We start from the raw sequence: 20,042 nt of genomic DNA on the forward strand, positions 1-20,042 counted from the left end.
AGACAACCCGGCCCTGGCCGCCGCCTCCGGCATCGACGTCGACTCGGTCATCCGCATTGTCTGGATCGTCGGTGGCGTCCTCGCCTCCCTCGGCGGCATCCTGTGGGCTTACTACCGCCCGGGCGTCACGTTCGACATGGGCTCGCAGATCCTGCTTCTCATCTTCGCCGGTGTGACCCTCGGTGGTTTGGGAACTGTCTTCGGCGCCCTGATCGGCTCGATCGTCGTCGGCATCTTCGTGGAACTGACCACTGTGTTCGGCCTCCCCGCCGACCTCAAGTACGTCGGTGCACTGTTCATCATGATCGTTGTTCTTCTGTTCCGACCGCAGGGTATCCTCGGCCGGCGTGAGCGTGTGGGTTAGGAGCGGGCCATGGACTTCGGATTCATTTTCTCCAGCGCCCTTGGCGAATTATTCAGCCCGACGACGGCGGCCTACGCGCTTGCCGCTTTGGGCCTTGCGGTTCACTTCGGCTACTCAGGCCTGCTGAACTTCGGCCAGGCCGGCTTTATGGCCGTTGGCGCCTACGGTTTCGCCATCTCTACCCTCAGCTTTGACGCCCCGTTCTTCCTTGCACTGATCATTTCCATCCTGTGCTCGGTGATCTTCGCCTTCATCCTGGGTATTCCCACCCTCCGGCTACGGGCCGACTACCTGGCAATCGTCACCATCGCAGCGGCCGAAATTGTCCGCTACGTGGTCACCACCAACCAGCTCACCAGCGTCACCGGTTCGGCCAACGGCCTGGCGGCGTTCGAGAACACCTTCTATGCCATGAATCCCTTCCCTGAGGGGTCCTACATGGGCATGAACAACCGCGACTTCTTCATCCGCGTTGTCGGATGGGGACTGGTGATCGTGTGCTGTGTTCTGGTGTGGCTCCTGATGCGCAGCCCCTGGGGCCGCGTCCTGAAGGGCATCCGCGAAGATGAGAACGCCGTGCGGTCACTCGGCAAGAACGTCTACGCCTACAAGATGCAGGCACTGGTCATCGGCGGTGTGCTGGGTGCCTTGGCGGGCATGATCTTCACGCTCCCCCGTGGTGCAGTCCAGCCTTCGAACTACGGCACGGAACTGACCTTCTTCCTGTGGACCTGCCTCCTGCTCGGCGGCATGGCCACTGTCCTGGGGCCGGTCATCGGAGCAATGATCTTCTGGGTTGTCCTGTCGTTGACCCAGAGCCTGCTCTACGGCCTTATCGAATCAGGGGCAGTCACGTGGCTGACCACCGTCCAGGCTGGCCAGCTGCGCTACATCCTGGTGGGCGTCGCGCTGATGCTCCTGATGATCTTCCGCCCGCAAGGCGTGTTCGGCAATAAGAAGGAGCTTGCTTTCGCATGAGTGAGACCAACGAACGCAATACCGAAAATATCGACTACATGACCGATTCGCGGCCCATCGCGGTCGGGGAAAACACCCCTGGCTGCAAGAAGCGCGATCCCATTGTGGTGGCGGAGGATGTCACCCGGTCCTTCGGTGGCATCAACGCCGTGGACGTCGAATACCTTGAGATCCCCCGCCACAAGATCACCGCGTTGATCGGGCCCAATGGCGCAGGCAAAACCACGCTGTTCAACCTGCTCACAGGCTTTGATACGCCCAATACAGGCAAGTGGCAGTTCGAGGGCAACAGCCTGGCAGGTGTCTCCTCCTACAAGGTGGCACGCATGGGCATGGTGCGCACCTTCCAGCTGACCAAGGTGATGGGCAAGCTGACGGTCATGGAGAACATGCGGCTCGGCGCAGCGGACCAGCCCGGCGAGCGGCTCTCCAAGGCCCTGTTCAAGGGGATGTGGGGTGGCCGCGAAAAGGAAATCACAGCCCAGGCCCACGTGCTGTTGGAAAAGTTCAAGCTTGACGCCAAGAAGGACGACTACGCTGCGTCCCTCTCCGGCGGCCAGCGAAAGCTGCTTGAAATGGCCCGGTCACTGATGGTCAAGCCCAAACTGGTGATGCTGGACGAGCCCATGGCAGGCGTGAACCCCGCATTGACCCAGTCGCTGCTGGATCACATCAAGAACCTGAAGGCCGAAGGCATGACCGTGCTCTTCGTCGAGCACGACATGAACATGGTCCGGCACATCGCGGACTGGGTTGTGGTCATGGCGGAAGGCAAAGTGGTGGCCGAAGGGCCTCCGGGAGAAGTCATGAAGAACCCTGCCGTGATCGACGCCTACCTCGGCGCACACCACGATGTGGACCTCGGCGATGCTGAGGGCATCAAGGTGCTCGAAGCCGAGCTTGAGGCTGACGAAGAGTCGGTGGTGGGCACTGAAGACGCCGGGATCCTCTCGGACATCGTTGAAACAAAGAAGGAGGACGGGAAATGAGCAGCCCAGCCGCAATGCCCGCCTCAGCACCTGCCCCGGCAGGCGATTCCGTCGTCAAAGTCACCAACCTCGTGGCCGGGTATATCCCCGGTGTCAACATCCTCAACGGGTGCAGCATCGAGGCCCGCAAGGGTGAGTTGATCGGCATCATCGGCCCCAACGGCGCCGGTAAGTCCACCTTGCTGAAGGCCATGTTCGGCCTGGTGAAGGTCCACTCCGGCACCGTGGTTGTCAGGGGCCAGGACCTGACCGGTTTGAAGGCCAACAAGCTGGTGACCCAGGGTGTGGGCTTCGTGCCGCAGACCAACAACGTGTTCGCAGCGCTGACCATTGAAGAGAACCTCCAAATGGGCATGTTCCAGCGTCCCAAGGACTTCGCTGAGCGCTTCGACTTTGTTGCAAGCCTGTTCCCGGAACTGGCAAAGCGGCGGGCCCAGCGTGCTGGGTCGCTCTCCGGCGGTGAACGCCAGATGGTGGCCATGGGCCGGGCACTCATGATGGATCCGGCGGTACTGCTCCTTGATGAGCCATCGGCAGGCCTCTCCCCCGTGAAGCAGGACGAGACATTCCTCAGGGTCCACGAGATCAACCGTGCCGGCGTTTCGGTCATCATGGTGGAACAGAACGCCCGCCGCTGCCTGCAGATCTGCGACCGCGGCTACGTGCTGGACCAGGGCAAGGATGCGTACACCGGTACGGGCCGTGAGCTCATGAAGGATCCAAAGGTCATTCAGCTCTACCTTGGTACTTTGGCTGACGAGGTCTAAGACTGACGAGGTCTAGCCTCTACAAACGCGAAGGCCTGGCTCCGGCGATTCACCGGAACCAGGCCTTCGGTGTTTTCAGTTGCGTCCTTCAAACGTCGCGCTGCTGCTGTTCCCCGGCACCACCACGTGCACCGCATTCCGTTCCACAGCGAAGTCCGTGGGCGTGCCGGTGGTGATCTCGCCGTCGAGGTTCACCGGCAGTGGCGGATCCGTCACCAGCCTGACCTTCCGGCTGGTGAGGTGGTACACCTGCTCGCTTTGCACAAACTTGCCGTTCTTGAGCGAACGCGCGATCTTCACCTGATCGCGTAAGGGCGCCGCCAGGATCGCATAGATGTCCAGGGTGTGATCATCGATTCCTGCCGTCGGCGAAACCGCGTTGCCGCCCCCGTAGTACCTTCCGTTTCCCACTGCCACCTGAAGCAGGTTCTCCAACTCCACGGGTTGGTGGTCCCCGTCAGGGAATTCAAGGCGGGCGTGAAACGGCTTGTGCGTCGCGTAGGAGCGCAGCGTCGCCACCCCATAGGCCAAGGGCCCGATCAGCCGCTTGAGGCGGGGACTGAGGGCCTGGGTGACTGCCACGGACAGACCGGCGGAAGCCACGTTGAGGAAGGGCTGGCCGTTTGCCCGCCCGAGGTCGATGTCCACTACTTTTCCGTCCGCCAGGGCAGCGCAGGCGCTACTGAGGTCGCGGGGGATTTCCAGCGTCCTGGCAAGGTCATTGGCGGTGCCCATCGGAAGCACGCCCAGCACGACGTCGGTACCGGCCACAATTCCGGCAGCGGAGGCGATCGTTCCGTCCCCTCCCCCCACCACCACAAGATCGTGCCCCTCAGCAACCGCCTGCTCCAGGGTTCGGCGCAGGTCTCCGCCGCCGCGCACCGTATACACCGTGGAGATCGGGAGCTCCGCCCGTTGAAGACTCCCGGCCACCAGCTGCCGGGCAGCGGAACCCTTGCGTGAACCGGCGTTGATGACCAGGGCGATGGAACGGGCTTCCCGGGTTAGCTTCATGAGGCCATGGTAGGTCTACCGTCTGTGTATCAGATGTGGAATGCAAACGGGCCCCCTTCCTGGTGAGGAAGGGGGCCCGTTCTGGCTGCGGTCAGCCGGCGTTCAGCTTAGAGCTTGCCGAACTCTTCACGGACCGGCTTGTAGGTGTTGTCATCCTGGTATTCGTAGATACCGATGTACGCCTCGGTGGGGTCACCGGCGTCGGAGAACGTGACCGGACCGGACTGGCCGTCGTAGTCAACGTCCTTGCCTTCGCGAAGGAGCGTGACACAGGCAGCGAAGGTGGTGCACTTCTCGCCGCCTTCAGAGACTTCCTTCAGCTTGGCTGCGATGTCCGTGCCCTTGGTGCTCTTGGCTGCCTCGGAAGCCAGCGAGATCAGGTTCACGGCGTCGTAGGACTCGCCTGCGTAGCTGTAGTCCTTCAGGGCGGGATCGATGGCAAGAAGCTTCTTCTTGAAGTCATCCTTGGCGAACGTGCCGGGAATGGTTCCCTGTGCGCCCTTCATGGTGCCTGCCTGGAAGTCCTTGCTGTAGTCCGAGGTGTTGCCGTCAACCATGAACAGCTGCGTGGGCTTGATGCCCTTGCCGGTGATCAGGGGGACGATGCTCTTGGCTTGGTCGAAGGTGATCAGGGCGATCGCATCCGGCTTGGCTGCGAGGACCTTGTCTACCTGGCTGCTGAACTGGGAATCGCCCTCGTTGAAGAGTTCTTCAGCTACAACCTTGCCACCGGCTGCCTCGAAGGCTTCCTTGACGTTCTTCTGGAGGCCCGTTCCGTAAGCGTCGTTGAGAACGATCATGCCAACGGTCTGTGCTCCACAGGTAGCCATGTAGTTGCCCAGGACCTTGCCCTGCAGGACGTCGGACGGTGCAGTGCGCCAGTAGAGGCCCTTGTCGTCCCAGGTGGTGAAGTCAGGCGAGGTGTTTGCCGGCGAGAAGTGGATGACGCCTGCGCCCGTAATCTGGTTGATGACCGTCTTGGAGACGCCAGACGATGCAGCACCGATGACGGCGCTCACGCCCTGGCCCAGGAGGGCTGTGGTGGACTGGGTGGCGATGTCCGTCTTGGTATCACCGGAGTCACGGTGGACCACGGAGACCGGAGCGCCAAGGACGCCGCCGGCATCGTTGACTTCCTTGATGCCGAGGTTGACGCCGGCAATTTCGGGCGGGCCAAGGAACGCCAGCGACCCCGTCGTCGGCAGGAGCGATCCAAGTTTCAGTGGTGCGTCTGTGGTGGTGGTCGAGGGAGGTACTGGTCCCGTGTTGGTGGCAGCCTGGCTGTTGCCGGCTCCCGCCCCGCCGCTGGGAGCCGGGCAGGAGATGCCTGCGGCTGCGGCGGAAGAAGACCCGGTCTGGGTAGGCGTAGAAGACCCACCGCAAGCCGTGGCCAAGAGCGCGACCCCAATGCCAAGCGCTGTTAGCTTGGCGGCTCGGGGCGCCGCTGGGGAAAGATCAAACATTCGTTGTCTCCTCGATCGAAAGGTGCGAACTGCCTTTGATGCGATTACTCAGGTGTTCCTGATTAAGACTCAAACTAATGCAATTGGGCGGCGAACATAAGTGATTCAGGTCACATCCCTATAACACTCGTTGCCTGTGGGGAATCTACACGCCAGCTGGGAATTTCCGCGGAAGACTTCGCGCGCACAGCGGAAGGGAGAAAGAGCTCTCACCTGCCGTCCGTGCCCCAGGTGGGACTCGAACCCACAACACGCGGATTTTAAGTCCGCTGCCTCTGCCAATTGGGCTACTGGGGCGCCCGCACCATGGTATCCCAGCTATAGCTCATTGAATGGCGCGGCGTAGCGGAAAGTGCCGCGGACGTCGTCGGGCCATCCGGGAAGCGTCAACAACTGGAAACGATCTCCCCACACGGGCTCCGGAGGCTGGACGCCCACAGAGGTGGCCGGCACATAACCGAAGCGCGGGTAGTACAGGGGGCTGCCCAGCAGGGCAATCCCGGGCTCCCCTGCGGCGGTGGCCCGGGCAGCAGTCTCGCGCATCAGGGCCGAACCCACCCCGCGCTTTTGAAAGTGGGGAAGCACGCCGATGGGGCCCAGCCCCAGCAGCTCCAGGTCCCCGATCCACCCACGGGTGCTGATTGCGTGGCCCACAATCTCCCCGCCCATCTCAGCAACGATACTGAACTGCGGCAAATACTCCGGGCAGTCAAACAGAGACCGCAGCAGCTCCACTTCGAGCGGGGTGCCTGCAACGGGTTCGCCGGTCACCGGCGAGACAGAGAACGCGCGGGCTGTCAGTTCGAGGATCTCAGGGCGGTCCTCGGGGCGCTCGGTGCGCAGGACCACACCGCGTGCCAAAAGCCGGAGCACGTCCATGGCCCGGGCAGCATCTGCCGACGACACCAGGAGGTGGTCGTGATGGAAGCCGGCAAGGACGTTGCAGCTGATCCCGGCGTGCGTCAGCGCGGCACTCACTGCAGCCGTGAGCCCCACGGCTTCAAGGGCCGAATGGACCTGAAGCGTGATCCACGCAGCGACGAAGTCGTAGCTCAGGCCCAAGGAATCAGCTTCGTCCCTGGGCAGGACAACGGTAAGGCCTTCGGCCTCTCGAACAGCCGCCTCGATGCCACCCGAAAGCGGTCTGCCGTGCGGCCACAAGGCGTAGACGTAGTCGCCATCGCGGACTACGGGGTGAAGGGATTCCAGCAGCGTCTTGAGGTCGGTTTCACCGGACATGAGCACAGTCTAGGGGCAGCGGCGGAAACGCTGCTGGGTTAAACGCCGACGGCGGCCACTCCCCGAAAAGGGGGTGGCCGCCGTCGTGCGTGGACTACTTGGCGTTAGCCGTAACCGGGGTCTTGGCTTCCTCGGCAGCAGGCTTGGCCTCTACAGGTGCCGGAGCAGCTGCGGGCTTCGGAGCCGGCGTCGCAGCGGCAACGAAAGCACCGCGCGGGTTGTCCAGGTCCATCAGGGGCGTGGTGTCGCGGCCGGCGAAGAAGGCCAGGATCCAGCCGAAGATCACGCGGAACTTACGCTCCACGGTGGGCATCGCCATGCCGTGGTAACCACGGTGGGCCAGCCAGGCGAGGCCGCCCTTGAGGCCGATGCGGCCGAGCAGATTGATGTTGGCAACACCCTTCCACTCGCCGAAGCCGGCTACAGCACCGAGGTTCTTGTGCTTGTAATCGTGCAGCGGCTTGTCCCAGCGCGAAGCCCAGAGGTTCTTGGCGAGCTTCTTGGCCTGGCGGAGAGCGTGCTGGGCGTTGGGGACGCAGGTGCCGTCCGGCAGGCCCTTGCCCGTGAGGTCGGGAACAGCGGCGATGTCGCCGGCGGCCCAGGCGTTCTCAACGATCCCTTCGTCACCTGCGATGCGGAGGTCCGGAAGGACGCGGACGCGGCCACGGGGTTCCAGCGGGAAGTCGGTGGAGCGGATCATCGGGTTGGCCTGCACACCGGCAGCCCACACCAGGGTGTCAGCTTCAACTTCGCCGGCGGAGGTCTTGTCCGGGAGATTGATCAGCTTGAGGTTGCCCTCTGCGCTGTCAAGGGACGTGTTCAGGAGTACTTCGATGCCACGGCTGCGGAGGTGCTCCACTACCCATTCGGCCTGCGAAGCGGTGACCTCGGGCATGATGCGGCCCATGGCTTCAACCAGGATGAAGCGGACTTCTTCCTGACGGATGCGGGGGTTGTTGCGCACGGCGGCGCGGGCAAGGTCTTCCATTTCGGTGAGGCACTCGATGCCGGCAAAGCCGCCACCGACCACAACGAAGGTCAGCGCCTTGGCGCGCTCTGCGGGGTCGGTCATGGTGGAAGCGGCTTCGATGCGCTCCAGCAGCTTGTTGCGCAGTGCAACGGCTTCCTCGATGGTCTTCAGGCCGATGCCCTTGTCCGCGAGGCCCTTGATGGGGAAAGTACGGGTGATGGCGCCTGCTGCGATGACGACGTCGAAGTACGGGATCTCGAAGTTCTCGCCGCCGTCGGACGGGGCGATCACGGCGGTCCGGTTGGCGTGGTCGATGCTGGTGACGCGGCCCTGGATGAGCTCAGTCTGCTTCAGGTGCTGACGGTGGGAGACGACGGCGTGGCGTGCCTCGATGTTGCCACCGGCTACTTCCGGGAGGAAGGGCTGGTAGGTCATGTACGGCAGTGGATCAACGACGGTGACGATGCCGCCTGCGTTCGCGATCTTCTTCTGCAGTTTGAGTGCTACGTACAGGCCGACGTAGCCGCCGCCGACGACGAGAACCCGGGGACGGTCAATGAGCTCTGGGGTGGTTGCCATGAATCCAGAGTACAGCACTTTGTGAAAATCTTCACTAACTACTTCCGGGCGGGTGGATCCACCGTCAAAAGCGCTCCCGTTTCGGCTTCCTCGGCCACTGCGGGCGGGTTTTTGGAGACCCGCCGCAACTGGATTGCAGCGCCCGTCACCAGTGCCACGAACAACGCTCCAAAACCCAGTACGACGGCGGCCGGCAGGGCGTCGTCGACAGTGGCCGGCGTCTTCGCAGCAGGGACGGTCGGATCAGCGAGGGTGGGGGCAGCGCTGGTAGGACTGGCCACGGGCGCCTGCGAGGGCTCGCTGAAGACGCCGCGCCGATGCACGCGGATCCAGTCGGCGATGGAACCCAGCGGGTTACTGCCTGCGGCAGGTACCTCATCCTTCAGGGCAGCCTCCGCGTTGAGGATGCCGTATCCATAGAGGGGATCCTTCCCCGGAGCGCCGGCATCCTTGGCCGTGCTGACAATCCTGTTGATGACCTGCTTGGCACTCATCTCCGGCCATTTGGAACGGATCAAGGCAGCTACACCGGAGACGATGGGGGCCGCGCCGGAGGTTCCAGCCCATTCTGCATATCCCCCGCCGGGAATGCCGCCCACCAGCTTCTCCGCCGGCGCGGCTACGCCAATGCTGATGCCTTGCGATGAGGAATCCACGCTGGCGCGTCCCTCGCCGTCAAGCCCGGCTACCGTCAGGACGCCGGGAATGGTTGCCGGGGCACCGACCTGGATGTTCCCGCCTACACGGTTACCGGCGGCGGCAACTATCACCACGTCCTTTTGCTCGGCATACAGGAAAGCAGCGTCCCAGCTCTGCGGCCAATCGGGCGACGTACTCCCGAGGGAAATGTTGATGACCTTGGCACCGTTGTCCACCGCCCAACGAACGGCCTCGGGAATTTGTTGCTGGTCAGTCTTGCCGCCCGGGTTGGGCGAGCCGAGCCACGTTGAGATGGCCAGGATCTCCGCCTCCGGAGCAACTCCGGTGATACCGTCCGGACCTCCGGCAGGTGGAATGGGGGGTGGCCCTGGCGGCGTTGCCGAAGCTGATGGTGAAGGCGATGCCGTAGGGGTGGTGTGGCCGCGTCCGGCGAGCATGGTGGCCACCAGGGTGCCGTGCTCGGTCTTGGCACCTATGCTCTTTTGCCCGTTGGGGGCTCCGGCTCCCGAGACGTCCGTTCCGCCCACCACCGCGCCCTTCAAGTCCGGGTGGTTTCCATCAATGCCGCTGTCAATGATCGCAACCTTGACGCCGGCGCCCTTGGAGACCTGCCAGGCGTTGGTGACTCCTGTGTCCTTGAGCCAGAACTCTTTGTCGCGCCAGGCGTCCGCACTGGCCGCAGGAGCCGTCAACAACGCACCCGCCAGCGCCCCGCCAGCCATGGCTGCGGCAAGGGCGGCAGAGAGGGTGCGGTGAAAACGCAACGTCATTCGGCATCCCGGATACTGAGGGCAATGCCGTCCAGGATGTCATGCTCGCTTGAGACTGCGGCAACGATCCTGCCGTTGCTGACACTGGCCAGTCGGTCCAGGATCCGGCGCCACACCAAGGCGCCCGCACCGATAACGTCCACACGGCCCGGATGCATGTACGGAAGCGCCGCGCGCTCGTCCCGCGTCATCTCCAGCAGGCTGGTACATGCATCCCGGATTGTTTCAAGGTCCAACGACGCACCGTGGATCCGCTCCGGACGGTATTCGTCCAGGCCCAGTGCGTGCGCGGTGATGGTGGTGATGGAACCGGCAACGCCCACCACGGCTGTGGCGCGCTCAAGGGGTACCGTCTGCGCGGCAAGATCCAGCGCGGCATCGACGTCGGCCTCTGCCGCGGCGATTTGCGCGGGAGTCGGCGGATCGCTGCGCAGGTGGCGTTCGGTGAGCCGTACGCAGCCGATGTCCACCGAACGTGCGGCGATGACGCCGTTGGAGTCACCCAGGACGAATTCCGTGCTGCCGCCCCCGAGGTCAACCACCAGGATGGGGTCCTCTCCCGTGGCCGGCAGGACGCTGCTGGCGCCGGCAAAGGACAGCGCTGCTTCCTCGTCGCCGGAAATGACCTCAGGTTCCACCCCCAGCAGATCCCGGATGCCGTCCACAAAAACCTGGCGGTTACGGGCATCACGGGTGGCGGACGTAGCCGCGAACCGGACCCGCCCTGCACCATGGACGGTGATGAGTTCGGCGTAATCGCGTGCTGCTGCGAACGTGCGTTCCAAGGCCTCCGGTGCAAGCTCGCCCGTGGCATCTACGCCTTGGCCAAGGCGGACCACACGCATTTCACGCACGACGTCGGCCAAGGGTCCCGGCGCGCCGTCGGTTGAGGCGTCAGCGATGAGGAGGCGGATGGAGTTGGTTCCGCAGTCGATCGCTGCAACGCGGCTCATGCAGTGCCTTCCTGACGGCCCGGTGTGTCGGTCTTGGCTTTGCGCACCGGCGCAGGGCGCCCCACGATGTCCGGCAGGCCCTGCGGCCCGTGACGGCTCAGGTCCCGGGATGGTGCCTCGCCGGCAGTTTCCCACGCGCCATCGCAGTAGCAACGATCCTTGGTCCACCACTCCGTGATAGCGTCCAGCGCTTCGTCTCCCAACGGATTAACCCCCGGCCCTGCAGCCAGGGAATGCCCCACCAAGACGTGCAGGCACTTTACGCGGGCGGGCATGCCACCGGCGGAGATACCGTCAATTTCGGGCACAGCACCGGTTCCGGAGCGCCCTGCAATGTCATTGCGGGCCTGCAGGTAGGCTTCGTGGGCGCTGTGGTAGGCGCTTGCGAGGTCCTGGTCTGCCGTAAGGCGGGTATTCATCTGGTTCATGAGCCCGCCGGCTTCCAACCGTGACACCGCAGAGGTGATCACCGGGTGGGTCAGGTAGAACGTAGTGGGAAACGGAGTTCCGTTGCTGAGGCGCGGCGCAGTAGCTGCCACCAGCGGGTTGCCGCAGACGCACCGCGCAGGGATCTCAACAACATCCCGGACCGGGCGGCCCAGCTGGCGGCTGAGGACCTCGAGATCGTGTGCTGATGGCTCGCGGGATTCCTGCGGCACGGCTGCCGTGTTCTCTTCCACTTGCGCTGCCACCCTTCCTGCCCTTGTTGCCGTGTCCACTGCGGACACGACGGCGGTGGGCACCGCGTCTAGTCAGTTGCCGATCGTCTGATTGACTCCCAGAGAGCATCCACCCAGGGCAGATTCTCCGGGTTGGCAGACGATCCGGAGCCGGTGCGGCCACCCGGAGTGCCGGCGGCTTCTTCTCCCCCAAACACCCAGTAACCCGTTTCACCCGGCATAACCATGTTAATGCGGTCCCGGGCCTGCTGTTTCACGTAGTTGGGATCCTGCCACCGGGAAAGCTGCTTGTTGAGCTCCGTCTGCTCGGCCTTGCGTCCTGCAATCTCGGCCTCCAGCGCCGAGATTTCGGCCCGCTTCTCCAGGAAAATCTTCACCGTAGGGGCCAGCATGATAGTGATGGCAATCATGACCACTGCCAGGGCCAGCATCCTGCCGGAAAACGCCTTGGCTGGTACGGGATCGAGATCGTGATCCGTCGAGGCCTTGGTTCCCGGCTTGGTGGAAGCCTTGTCCGCGGCCTTGGAGGTGCCCGGTGCGGGCTTCTTCCCGGCGGTCCTGCCTGCCGCTGCTCCGGTGCTCTTGCCGCTCGCGGGAGGCTTCGGACCAGCCACTCTGCTGCCTGCGGCGGGCCCTTTGGTGCCGCCTGCCGGAGTCGGGGTCCTGGCAGTGGTTCGGGAGGCGCCAAACTCGGCCTCGATGACATCCCCGCTGCCGGAACCTGAATCATTTGTCCCTGCCCCCGCAGCGCCTTTGGCGGCGGTTCGCGGGACGGATGTTCGCGGGACGGCGGTTCTTGGGACCGCAGGGCGGCCTGCACTGGAAGGTCCCAAGGCGTCGGCCCTGGGTACCTTTGGACGACGGGTGGCCATGACACTCCTGTAATGCCCGGTGCTTGCCTGGCGGTTTGCTGCGCTTGCTGTTCTTGACCTGGCCCGCGTTGAACAAAAGCTGCGTTAAACGGAACCGGCGGCCATGGTCTTTCCACCATAGCCACCGGTTACGTGTTTTCGCTGAAGGCTAGCCCTTGAAACGCGGGAACGCGCTGCGGCCGGCGTAGCGTGCGGCGTCGTCGAGTTCTTCTTCGATACGCAGCAGCTGGTTGTACTTGGCAACGCGCTCGGAGCGGGCCGGGGCACCGGTCTTGATCTGGCCCGCGTTGGTGGCAACGGCGATGTCAGCAATGGTGGTGTCCTCGGTTTCGCCGGAGCGGTGCGAGGTGATGGTGGTGTAGCCGGAGCGCTGGGCCAGGGAAACGGCGTCGAGCGTCTCGGTCAGGGAACCAATCTGGTTGACCTTGACCAGCAAGGAGTTGGCCGTAGCCGTCTCGATGCCCTGCTGCAGGCGGACCGGGTTGGTGACGAAGAGGTCATCGCCCACCAGCTGGACCTTGTCACCGATGGTGTCAGTGAGGGTCTTCCAGCCTTCCCAGTCGTTCTCATCCAGCGGGTCTTCGATGGAAACCAGCGGGTAGTCGGCAACGAGCTCAGCGTAGTAGGCGCTCATCTCGGTTGCAGAAAGTGCCTTGCCTTCGAACTGGTAGGCACCTTCCTTGTAGAACTCGGAAGAGGCCACGTCCAGTGCCAGGGCGATGTCCGTACCCGGGGTGTAGCCGGCGTTCTTGATGGCTTCCTGGATCAGGTCCAGTGCAGCGCGGTTGGACGGCAGGTTGGGCGCAAAGCCACCTTCGTCGCCGAGGCCCGTGGAGAGGCCCTTTTCCTGGAGGACAGCCTTCAGGTTGTGGTAAACCTCAACACCCCAGCGCAGGCCTTCGGAGAAGGTCTCGGCACCGATCGGGGCGATCATGAATTCCTGGATGTCAACATCGGAGTCGGCGTGCGAGCCGCCGTTGAGGATGTTCATCAGCGGAACGGGCAGGACGTGGGCGTTCGGGCCGCCCAGGTACTTGTACAGCGGCAGGTCAGCAGAAGCTGCTGCGGCGTTGGCGACAGCCAGGGAAACACCCAGGATGGCGTTGGCGCCGAGCTTGCCCTTGTTGGGCGTACCGTCGAGGTCAATCATGGCCTGGTCGATGCTGCGCTGGTCAGTGGCGTCGAAGCCGATCAGGGCCGGTGAGATCTCGTCGATGACGGCGTCAACAGCCTTCTGGACACCCTTGCCGAGGTAACGGCCCTTGTCGCCGTCGCGAAGCTCAACTGCCTCGTGCTCACCGGTGGAAGCACCGGAGGGAACTGCTGCGCGGCCGATCTGGCCGTCGGAAAGCAGGACCTCAACTTCTACGGTCGGGTTTCCGCGGGAATCAAGGATCTCGCGTGCGTGGATGGCATCGATAAGCGCCATGGATGTGCTCCTTATGGGCAAATTACAGGAATGAGGAGGGAAATTCTCAACGTCCTCGTCGCTACTAGCGTAGTCCAGAGTGGCTTAGGTTACGGAACAACTTCCAAAGACTCACGTCATGAAGGTTGGGCCTGGTTGTTCTGAAACGATCGAACTGCCGAACGGAGGGCCCGTTCGGCGTCGAGTCCTTGCTCGCGGGCACCGGCTACGACGGCGAACAAAAACTCACCGAGCGCTTCTTCCGAGGCCGGGAAGGCGGAAAGTCCGACGGCGGCCGGCGCACTTTGCGGATGGACCAACCGTGCAGCACCATCGAACCCTGACATGTCCAACCCTGAAACGTCCAACCCTGCGCGGGCCGCCCTGTCCAGGGACTTCTGCGCTGCCGCCAACGCAGGAAGGTGCGGCGGGATGCCCTCAAAGGGATCCTTCCGTTCCGGCTTCTCGGCGCGTTTGGCGGCGTCCCACTTGACGATGATTTCCTCGACGCTGGCCGGAAAACTGTCCTGCAGGGAACCGTCCGGCTTGAAGACATGCTGGTTTCGCCGGACCATTTTGGCGTTGATACCCCGGACTACGTCAGCAAAAACAAAACTGCCGCGCTCCTCGGCGAGCCGGGCATGCAGTACCACCTGAAGCAGTACATCACCCAGCTCGCCGCGAAGCTCGTCGTCAACAGCGCCGGCCTCGATCGAGTCCACCACTTCGTAGGCTTCCTCAACCAGGTACTCCACCAGCGACTCATGCGTCAGCCCACCCATCCAGGGGCAGTGCTCACGCAGGGCTGCGATCGTCCGGATGAGCTCTTCGAGCTCGTCGGAGTTCTTAGCCGAGGTTGGCGTAGGCATCGTTGATGTACTCAACCAAAGCTTCGCGCTCGTCCAACGGCAGGAAGGCTGCCTCGGCGGCATTGAGGGTCAGTTCAAGGAGATCATCGAGGTCGTAGTCGAAGGTCTCCACCAGGAGCTCCAGCTCATCGGTCAGGGTGACCCCGCTCATGAGGCGGTTGTCGGTGTTGATGGTGACATTGAAACCGAGCTGGAACAGCATGTCCACGGGGTGGCTTTCAATGCCGTCGCCGAAGCCGGAAATGGCGCCCGTCTGGAGGTTGGACGAAGGGCAGATTTCCAGTGCGATGCCGCGGTCCCGGACCCAGGCCGCAATGCTGCCGATGGTCACCATGCCCACGGTGTCCTCGCCGTCGTCGTCGGAGTTGTCCTCAAACTCCACCGAGATGTCCTCGGCGATCCGGACACCATGGCCAAGGCGCAGGGCGCGGCCGTCAACCAGCGCGGACTGGATGCTCTCCAGGCCCGCTGCTTCGCCGGCGTGGACGGTGGCCGGGAAGTTGTTTTCGGCCAGGTAGGTGAAGGCGTCCTTGAAGCGGGACGGCAGGAAGCCGTCTTCGGCGCCGGCAATATCAAAACCAACAGCACCGTTGGCACGGTGGCGGACGGCGAGCTCTGCGATTTCCTGGCCACGGTCGGCGTGGCGCATGGCGGTGATCAGCTGGCCCACCTGGATCTGCCGGCCGCGCTCGTCAGCGGCATCGACACCGGCTTCAAGACCGGTCTGGACGGCTTCAACAACCTCGTCCAGGGTCAGGCCCTTCTGCAAGTGCTGCTCCGGTGCCCACCGGACTTCACCGTAGACCACGCCGTCCTCGGCAAGGTCTTCCACGAATTCCTTGGCGACCCTGAACAGGCCTTCCTTGGTTTGCATGACAGCAATGGTGTGGTCGAACGTCTCCAGGTAGCGGACCAGGGAACCGGAATCCGCTGATTCGCGGAACCATTCACCCAGCGCAACGGGATCGGTGGAGGGCAGTGTATGGCCCACCTCTGCAGCGAGCTCAATGATGGTGGAGGGGCGGAGGCCTCCGTCCAGGTGGTCGTGGAGGGAAACCTTTGGAAGGCTCTTCAGATCGAAGTCAAGGGCAGGGGCAGCGTCAAGTATGGGCTCAGTCACGTACTAAGACTAGTCCCCACCGCAAGCCCCGCCAGTAACGTCTGCTGCCTAGCCGGCCGGCTTGGAGAGGTCGACGCCGGCGATCGCCTTTTCGGCGGGATCAACGGCCGCCGCTTCGGTGCCGGCAGCGGCTTCCTTGGCGAGGTCCTTCTTCTCCAGGTACTTGTGCCACCAGCGCAGGGCGTGATCCACCACGATGCCGAGAACCACGGCGAAGGCCACGGCAATTCCGACGCCGAGGAGCGGGTTGTGATGCACCCATTGGCCGGCAAGCAAGCCAATGCCGATGGAGTAGCCCACCCATGTGATGCAGGCAAAGGCGTCAAGCCAGAAGAAGGTGCGGTGACGGAAGCCGGTTTGTCCGGCGACGTAGTTCACGGCCACGCGGCCCCACGGGATATAGCGGGCTGTAAAGATGAGGACCGCACCACGCTTATCAAGTTCATACTGCGCCCAGGCGAACATCTTTTGGACCTTTGGCCTGCGCATCCACTTCCAGCGGGTCAGGCCGATCTTGCGGCCCAGCATGTAGGCCATGTTGTCGCCCGCCATGGCACCCACCAAGGCGGTGGCTCCCAGGATCCACAGGTTGGGCTCTCCGCTGTGAAGGGACAGCGCCGAGAGACCCACAATGGCTGTTTCGCTGGGGAGGATGGTGGCAAATCCGTCAATGAAGAAGAAGATCAGCAGTACCGGGTATATCCAGGGCTGCCCGGCTGCATGCTCGAGCATTTGGTTCAAAAACTCCACGCGGCGGTAGCTCCTAGACGAATATGACTTGACGGTGTGACGGAAGTCGCTCTAGTGTCCCACGGCCGGGACGTCGTTCGCTACGTCCCAGCCTTGGGATCACACGCTTAACGCTATAGGTGCTGATAAGGTGCCGTCGTCAACCGCCGGGCTGATCTTCCGGCCCCTGAAGCGTCATACCGTGGGTGGAGTCGGAGCGTCTTCTTCGGGGATGTTCTTGCCGTCCAGGGGCACTGATCCCCGGACCTTGCTGATGATCCGATCGATGATGATGCCCAGGATCACGGCCACCACGATCGCTATGACAGCACCCAGGAGGTGGTTGTCCTCGAACCAGACGCCGAAGAAGTATCCCAGGATCACCGAGTACGTTGCCCACAGGACTGCTGACATGGCGGTAAGGGCCACGAAGCGCCGGTGGTGGAAGTGCGTGGCGCCTGCAGTCAGGTTGACGGCCACCCTGCCAATGGGGATGAAGCGGGCCACCATGATCAGCGAGGCCGAACGGCGTCGAAGTTCCTTGCCTGCCCAACGGAAGGCGCCCTGCATCCGCTGGGTGCGCATCCAGCGCCACCGCTGGATCCCGATGCGGCGGCCGATGATGTAGGCGATGTTGTCCCCGGAGAACGCCCCTATGGCCGCCATCAACCCCAGCAACCACACGTTGGGCGAACCGCTGCTCCCGGACACCGCGCTCAGCCCCACCACCACCGACTCGCTGGGAATGGGCGGGAAGAAGCCATCGATCACGCAGCAGGCCAGCACCAGGAACAACACCCATGGCTGCTCCGCCGCGGCGAGGATGAAATCGTTGATGCCCTGCACGGTTTCCTTACGGTAGCCGGCTCCCCCACAGGCGCCGGATGACTGGTGTCCCGGGCTGCTCTTGGCGAACAGCCCGGAACACTTAAGCCTAGGCGATGCGGTCGATGATGAGCTGATGCGCCGGACGTGAACCTTCCGGTGCGATCACCACGGCATCCTGGAGCGCTTCCTTGGCCCGCTCGAACTTCTCCGGAGTGTCCGTCAGAAGCGTCATCAGCGGCTCCCCCGCCCGAACCAGCGCGCCCGGTTTGGCATGCATGCGGACACCTGCACCGGCCTGGACCTGGTCCTCCTTGCGGGCCCGCCCCGCGCCCAGACGCCATGCAGCGACACCCACGGAAAGCGCATCCAGTTCCATCAGGACCCCGTCCGCGGGAGCGTAGATAACCTCGGATTCCTTGGCCGCCGGAAGTGCAGCACGGGGGTCGCCACCCTGTGCCTCGATCATCCGGTTCCAGACATCCATGGCCCGCCCGTCCTTCAACGCAGCGGCGGGATCGGCGTCGTGGATGCCGGCACCGGCCAGCATCTCCTCAGCGAGCCGGACGGTCAGTTCGACGACGTCTTCCGGACCGCCGCCGGCAAGGACCTCTACCGATTCCTCCACCTCAATGGCGTTTCCGGCAGTCAGCCCCAGGGGCGTGGACATGTCCGTGATCAGCGCAACGGTGTGCACGCCGGCGTCCTTGCCCAAGGCCACCATGGTCTCGGCAAGCTCCCGGGCCCGGGCTTCATCCTTCATGAAGGCACCCGAACCCACTTTGACGTCCAGGACCAAGGAGCCCGTTCCTTCGGCGATCTTCTTGCTCATGATGGATGAGGCAATCAATGGAATGGCTTCCACGGTTCCTGTGACGTCGCGCAGGGCGTAGAGCTTCTTGTCCGCAGGTGCCAGCCCTGAACCTGCGGCACAGATCACCGCTCCCACGTCCTGAAGCTGCGCCATGATTTCATCATTGCTCAGGTTGGCCCGCCACCCGGGGATGGCCTCGAGCTTGTCCAGGGTTCCGCCGGTGTGGCCGAGTCCGCGCCCCGAAAGCTGCGGAACGGCGACGCCGAACACGGCCACCAGCGGCGCCAGCGGCAACGTGATCTTGTCCCCGACACCCCCGGTGGAGTGCTTGTCGCTGGTAGCCTTCCGGCCGCCGTCGGGCCTTGTCAGGGACGAAAAGTCCATCCGCTCCCCGGAGGCGATCATCGCAGCGGTCCACCGCGAGATCTCGGAGCGGTCCATCCCGTTGAGGAGGATGGCCATATTCAGCGCGGCCATCTGTTCCTCGGCAATCACACCGCGGGTATAGGCATCGATGGTCCAGTCGATCTGCTCGGGAGTCAGTGTGCCCTTGTCCCGCTTGATGGAAATGATCTGGACGGCGTCGAACGCTTCAGTGCTTGTCACGAGGTTTCCTCCAGGTGTTCAGGACCGAAGGCGTCAGGTAGCACCTGGTCCATGGATTTGATTCCTTGAGTTGTCATGAGCTGCATTCCCGGTGCCCGGAATTCGTACAGGAGCTGGCGGCAGCGTCCGCACGGCATGAGGATGTTCCCTTGGCCGTCCACGCAGTAGAACGCGGCAAGCCTGCCGCCTCCTGTCATGTGGAGCTGGCCCACCAAGGCGCATTCAGCACACAGGGTCAGCCCGTAACTGGCGTTCTCCACGTTGCAGCCGCTGATGATCCGGCCGTCCTCGGTGAGGGCCGCAGCCCCCACCGGGAACTTGGAATATGGTGCATAGGCCCTCTGCATGGCCTGCTTTGCTGCCGCTTCGAGTGCCTGCCAATCAATGTCATTCGCAGGCATCGTCAACCCTTCACATAAGGTATGCCGCTGGCGGCCGGTCCTCGTGACTTACCCACCAAACCGGCGACGGCGAAGATGGTCACCAGATACGGCAGCATGGCCATGAACTGGCTGGGCACGGGAGTACCAATGATGCCCAGGATGGACTGCAGGTTGTACGCGAAGCCGAACAGGAGCGATGCCAGGAAGGCGCCGATCGGGTTCCACCGGCCAAAGATCAACGCTGCCAGGGCGATGAAGCCGCGGCCGCCGGAAATGTCCTTGGTGAAGGAGTCGATGGTCACCAAGGTGAACACCGCGCCGCCGATGCCTGCAATGGCGCCACCCAGGGTGACATTCCAGAAGCGGGTGGCGTTGACGTTGATGCCCAGCGTGTCAGCAGCCTGCGGGTGTTCACCCACGGCGCGGACCCGCAGGCCCCAGCGGGTCTTGAACAGGCCGAACCACACCACGGCTACGGCAACGTACATGAGGTAGCCGGCAATGGACTGCTCAAACAGGATGGGCCCGATGATCGGGATGTCCGACAACAACGGGATCGGCAGGATGTCCAGGCGCCCCGGAGTGTTGAACTGCTCCTTGTTGGGCACCATCAAGGTGCCGTAGAGGAAACCGGTGAGGCCCGACACCAGCACATTGAGCACAACGCCCACAATGATCTGGTTGACCAGGTACTTGATGCTGAAGACCGCCAAAACCATGGAGACAGCGGCGCCGGCTGCAGCGGCTGCAATCAGGCCGATGTAAGGGCTGCCCGTCATGGTGGCCACCAGCGCTGCAGTGAATGCGCCGCCCAGGAGCTGACCCTCGATGGCGATGTTGACCACGCCCACCCGCTCGCACAATACGCCGGAGAGCGAGCCAAAGACCAACGGCACCGCCAGGGTCACCGAGCCGGCAACCAGGCCGGCCAGGGAGATGGAGGGCTGGCGGGCGCCTGCGACGATCCACACGAGCAACGCGAACACAAAC

At 63.5% G+C, this 20,042-nt stretch carries 19 protein-coding genes, 1 tRNA gene and 1 pseudogene; 4 read left to right on the plus strand and 17 right to left on the minus strand.

The window, feature by feature from the left end:
- The 4 genes and pseudogenes from HP499_RS06695 to HP499_RS06710 form a co-directional block, all read left to right on the plus strand.
- Positions 1-364: pseudogene (locus HP499_RS06695) on the plus strand (branched-chain amino acid ABC transporter permease); the annotation flags it as partial.
- 9 nt (positions 365-373) lie between these two features.
- Complete coding sequence (locus HP499_RS06700) at positions 374-1,342, plus strand: branched-chain amino acid ABC transporter permease (RefSeq protein WP_172323136.1); 969 nt, start codon at positions 374-376, stop codon at positions 1,340-1,342.
- Positions 1,339-2,331 carry an ABC transporter ATP-binding protein gene (locus HP499_RS06705; RefSeq protein ID WP_172323137.1) on the plus strand — a complete coding sequence of 331 codons (993 nt, stop codon included), beginning with the start codon at positions 1,339-1,341 and terminating at the stop codon, positions 2,329-2,331. The genes HP499_RS06700 and HP499_RS06705 overlap by 4 nt, the downstream gene beginning before the upstream one ends.
- The gene (locus tag HP499_RS06710) at positions 2,328-3,098 is read left to right on the plus strand and encodes an ABC transporter ATP-binding protein (protein WP_172323138.1); all 771 of its coding nucleotides are present in this window, start codon (positions 2,328-2,330) and stop codon (positions 3,096-3,098) included. The genes HP499_RS06705 and HP499_RS06710 overlap by 4 nt, the downstream gene beginning before the upstream one ends.
- A gap of 75 nt (positions 3,099-3,173) precedes the next feature.
- Here the strand turns inward: HP499_RS06710 and HP499_RS06715 are convergent, their stop codons facing one another.
- The 17 genes from HP499_RS06715 to HP499_RS06795 form a co-directional block, all read right to left on the minus strand.
- Entirely contained in the window at positions 3,174-4,112 is a 939-nt protein-coding gene (locus HP499_RS06715) for a lipid kinase (RefSeq protein ID WP_172323139.1), read from the minus strand.
- Between the two features lie 107 nt (positions 4,113-4,219).
- On the minus strand, positions 4,220-5,575 hold the full coding sequence (locus HP499_RS06720) for an ABC transporter substrate-binding protein (protein ID WP_172323140.1): 1,356 nt from the start codon (positions 5,573-5,575) through the stop codon (positions 4,220-4,222).
- Between the two features lie 223 nt (positions 5,576-5,798).
- Positions 5,799-5,872: transfer RNA gene (locus HP499_RS06725), tRNA-Leu, on the minus strand.
- A gap of 21 nt (positions 5,873-5,893) precedes the next feature.
- Entirely contained in the window at positions 5,894-6,814 is a 921-nt protein-coding gene (locus HP499_RS06730; RefSeq protein ID WP_172323142.1) for an N-acetyltransferase, read from the minus strand.
- 94 nt (positions 6,815-6,908) lie between these two features.
- Positions 6,909-8,363, minus strand: coding sequence for an NAD(P)/FAD-dependent oxidoreductase (locus tag HP499_RS06735; protein ID WP_172323144.1), 1,455 nt, complete (start codon positions 8,361-8,363; stop codon positions 6,909-6,911).
- A gap of 38 nt (positions 8,364-8,401) precedes the next feature.
- A complete protein-coding gene (locus tag HP499_RS06740; protein WP_172323146.1) occupies positions 8,402-9,793 on the minus strand; it encodes a S8 family serine peptidase in 1,392 nt (463 codons plus the stop codon).
- A complete protein-coding gene (locus tag HP499_RS06745; RefSeq protein WP_172323148.1) occupies positions 9,790-10,746 on the minus strand; it encodes a Ppx/GppA phosphatase family protein in 957 nt (318 codons plus the stop codon). The genes HP499_RS06740 and HP499_RS06745 overlap by 4 nt, the downstream gene beginning before the upstream one ends.
- Positions 10,743-11,426, minus strand: coding sequence for a DUF501 domain-containing protein (locus HP499_RS06750; RefSeq protein ID WP_172323164.1), 684 nt, complete (start codon positions 11,424-11,426; stop codon positions 10,743-10,745). The genes HP499_RS06745 and HP499_RS06750 overlap by 4 nt, the downstream gene beginning before the upstream one ends.
- Positions 11,427-11,494: 68 nt before the next feature.
- On the minus strand, positions 11,495-12,298 hold the full coding sequence (locus HP499_RS06755; RefSeq protein WP_172323150.1) for a septum formation initiator family protein: 804 nt from the start codon (positions 12,296-12,298) through the stop codon (positions 11,495-11,497).
- A 148-nt stretch (positions 12,299-12,446) separates the two neighbouring features.
- Positions 12,447-13,727 (minus strand): phosphopyruvate hydratase, encoded by a 1,281-nt coding sequence (eno, locus tag HP499_RS06760; RefSeq protein ID WP_011773994.1) that lies wholly within the window; start codon positions 13,725-13,727, stop codon positions 12,447-12,449.
- A 116-nt stretch (positions 13,728-13,843) separates the two neighbouring features.
- Entirely contained in the window at positions 13,844-14,575 is a 732-nt protein-coding gene (locus HP499_RS06765; RefSeq protein ID WP_172323152.1) for a MazG nucleotide pyrophosphohydrolase domain-containing protein, read from the minus strand.
- On the minus strand, positions 14,553-15,695 hold the full coding sequence (locus HP499_RS06770; protein ID WP_172323154.1) for an adenosine deaminase: 1,143 nt from the start codon (positions 15,693-15,695) through the stop codon (positions 14,553-14,555). The genes HP499_RS06765 and HP499_RS06770 overlap by 23 nt, the downstream gene beginning before the upstream one ends.
- 48 nt (positions 15,696-15,743) lie before the next feature.
- Entirely contained in the window at positions 15,744-16,427 is a 684-nt protein-coding gene (locus HP499_RS06775) for a DedA family protein (protein ID WP_172323166.1), read from the minus strand.
- A 192-nt stretch (positions 16,428-16,619) separates the two neighbouring features.
- On the minus strand, positions 16,620-17,270 hold the full coding sequence (locus HP499_RS06780) for a VTT domain-containing protein (protein ID WP_172323156.1): 651 nt from the start codon (positions 17,268-17,270) through the stop codon (positions 16,620-16,622).
- An 88-nt stretch (positions 17,271-17,358) separates the two neighbouring features.
- Entirely contained in the window at positions 17,359-18,669 is a 1,311-nt protein-coding gene (locus HP499_RS06785) for a thymidine phosphorylase (RefSeq protein ID WP_172323158.1), read from the minus strand.
- A complete protein-coding gene (locus HP499_RS06790; protein ID WP_172323160.1) occupies positions 18,666-19,070 on the minus strand; it encodes a cytidine deaminase in 405 nt (134 codons plus the stop codon). Before HP499_RS06790 ends, HP499_RS06785 begins: the two co-directional genes overlap by 4 nt.
- A 2-nt stretch (positions 19,071-19,072) precedes the next feature.
- Positions 19,073-20,042: ABC transporter permease (locus HP499_RS06795; RefSeq protein ID WP_172323162.1), on the minus strand; the 970-nt coding region annotated here is incomplete at its 5' end.

It is taken from the genome of Paenarthrobacter sp. CM16 (genome assembly GCF_013179505.1).
GTDB lineage: Bacteria > Actinomycetota > Actinomycetes > Actinomycetales > Micrococcaceae > Arthrobacter.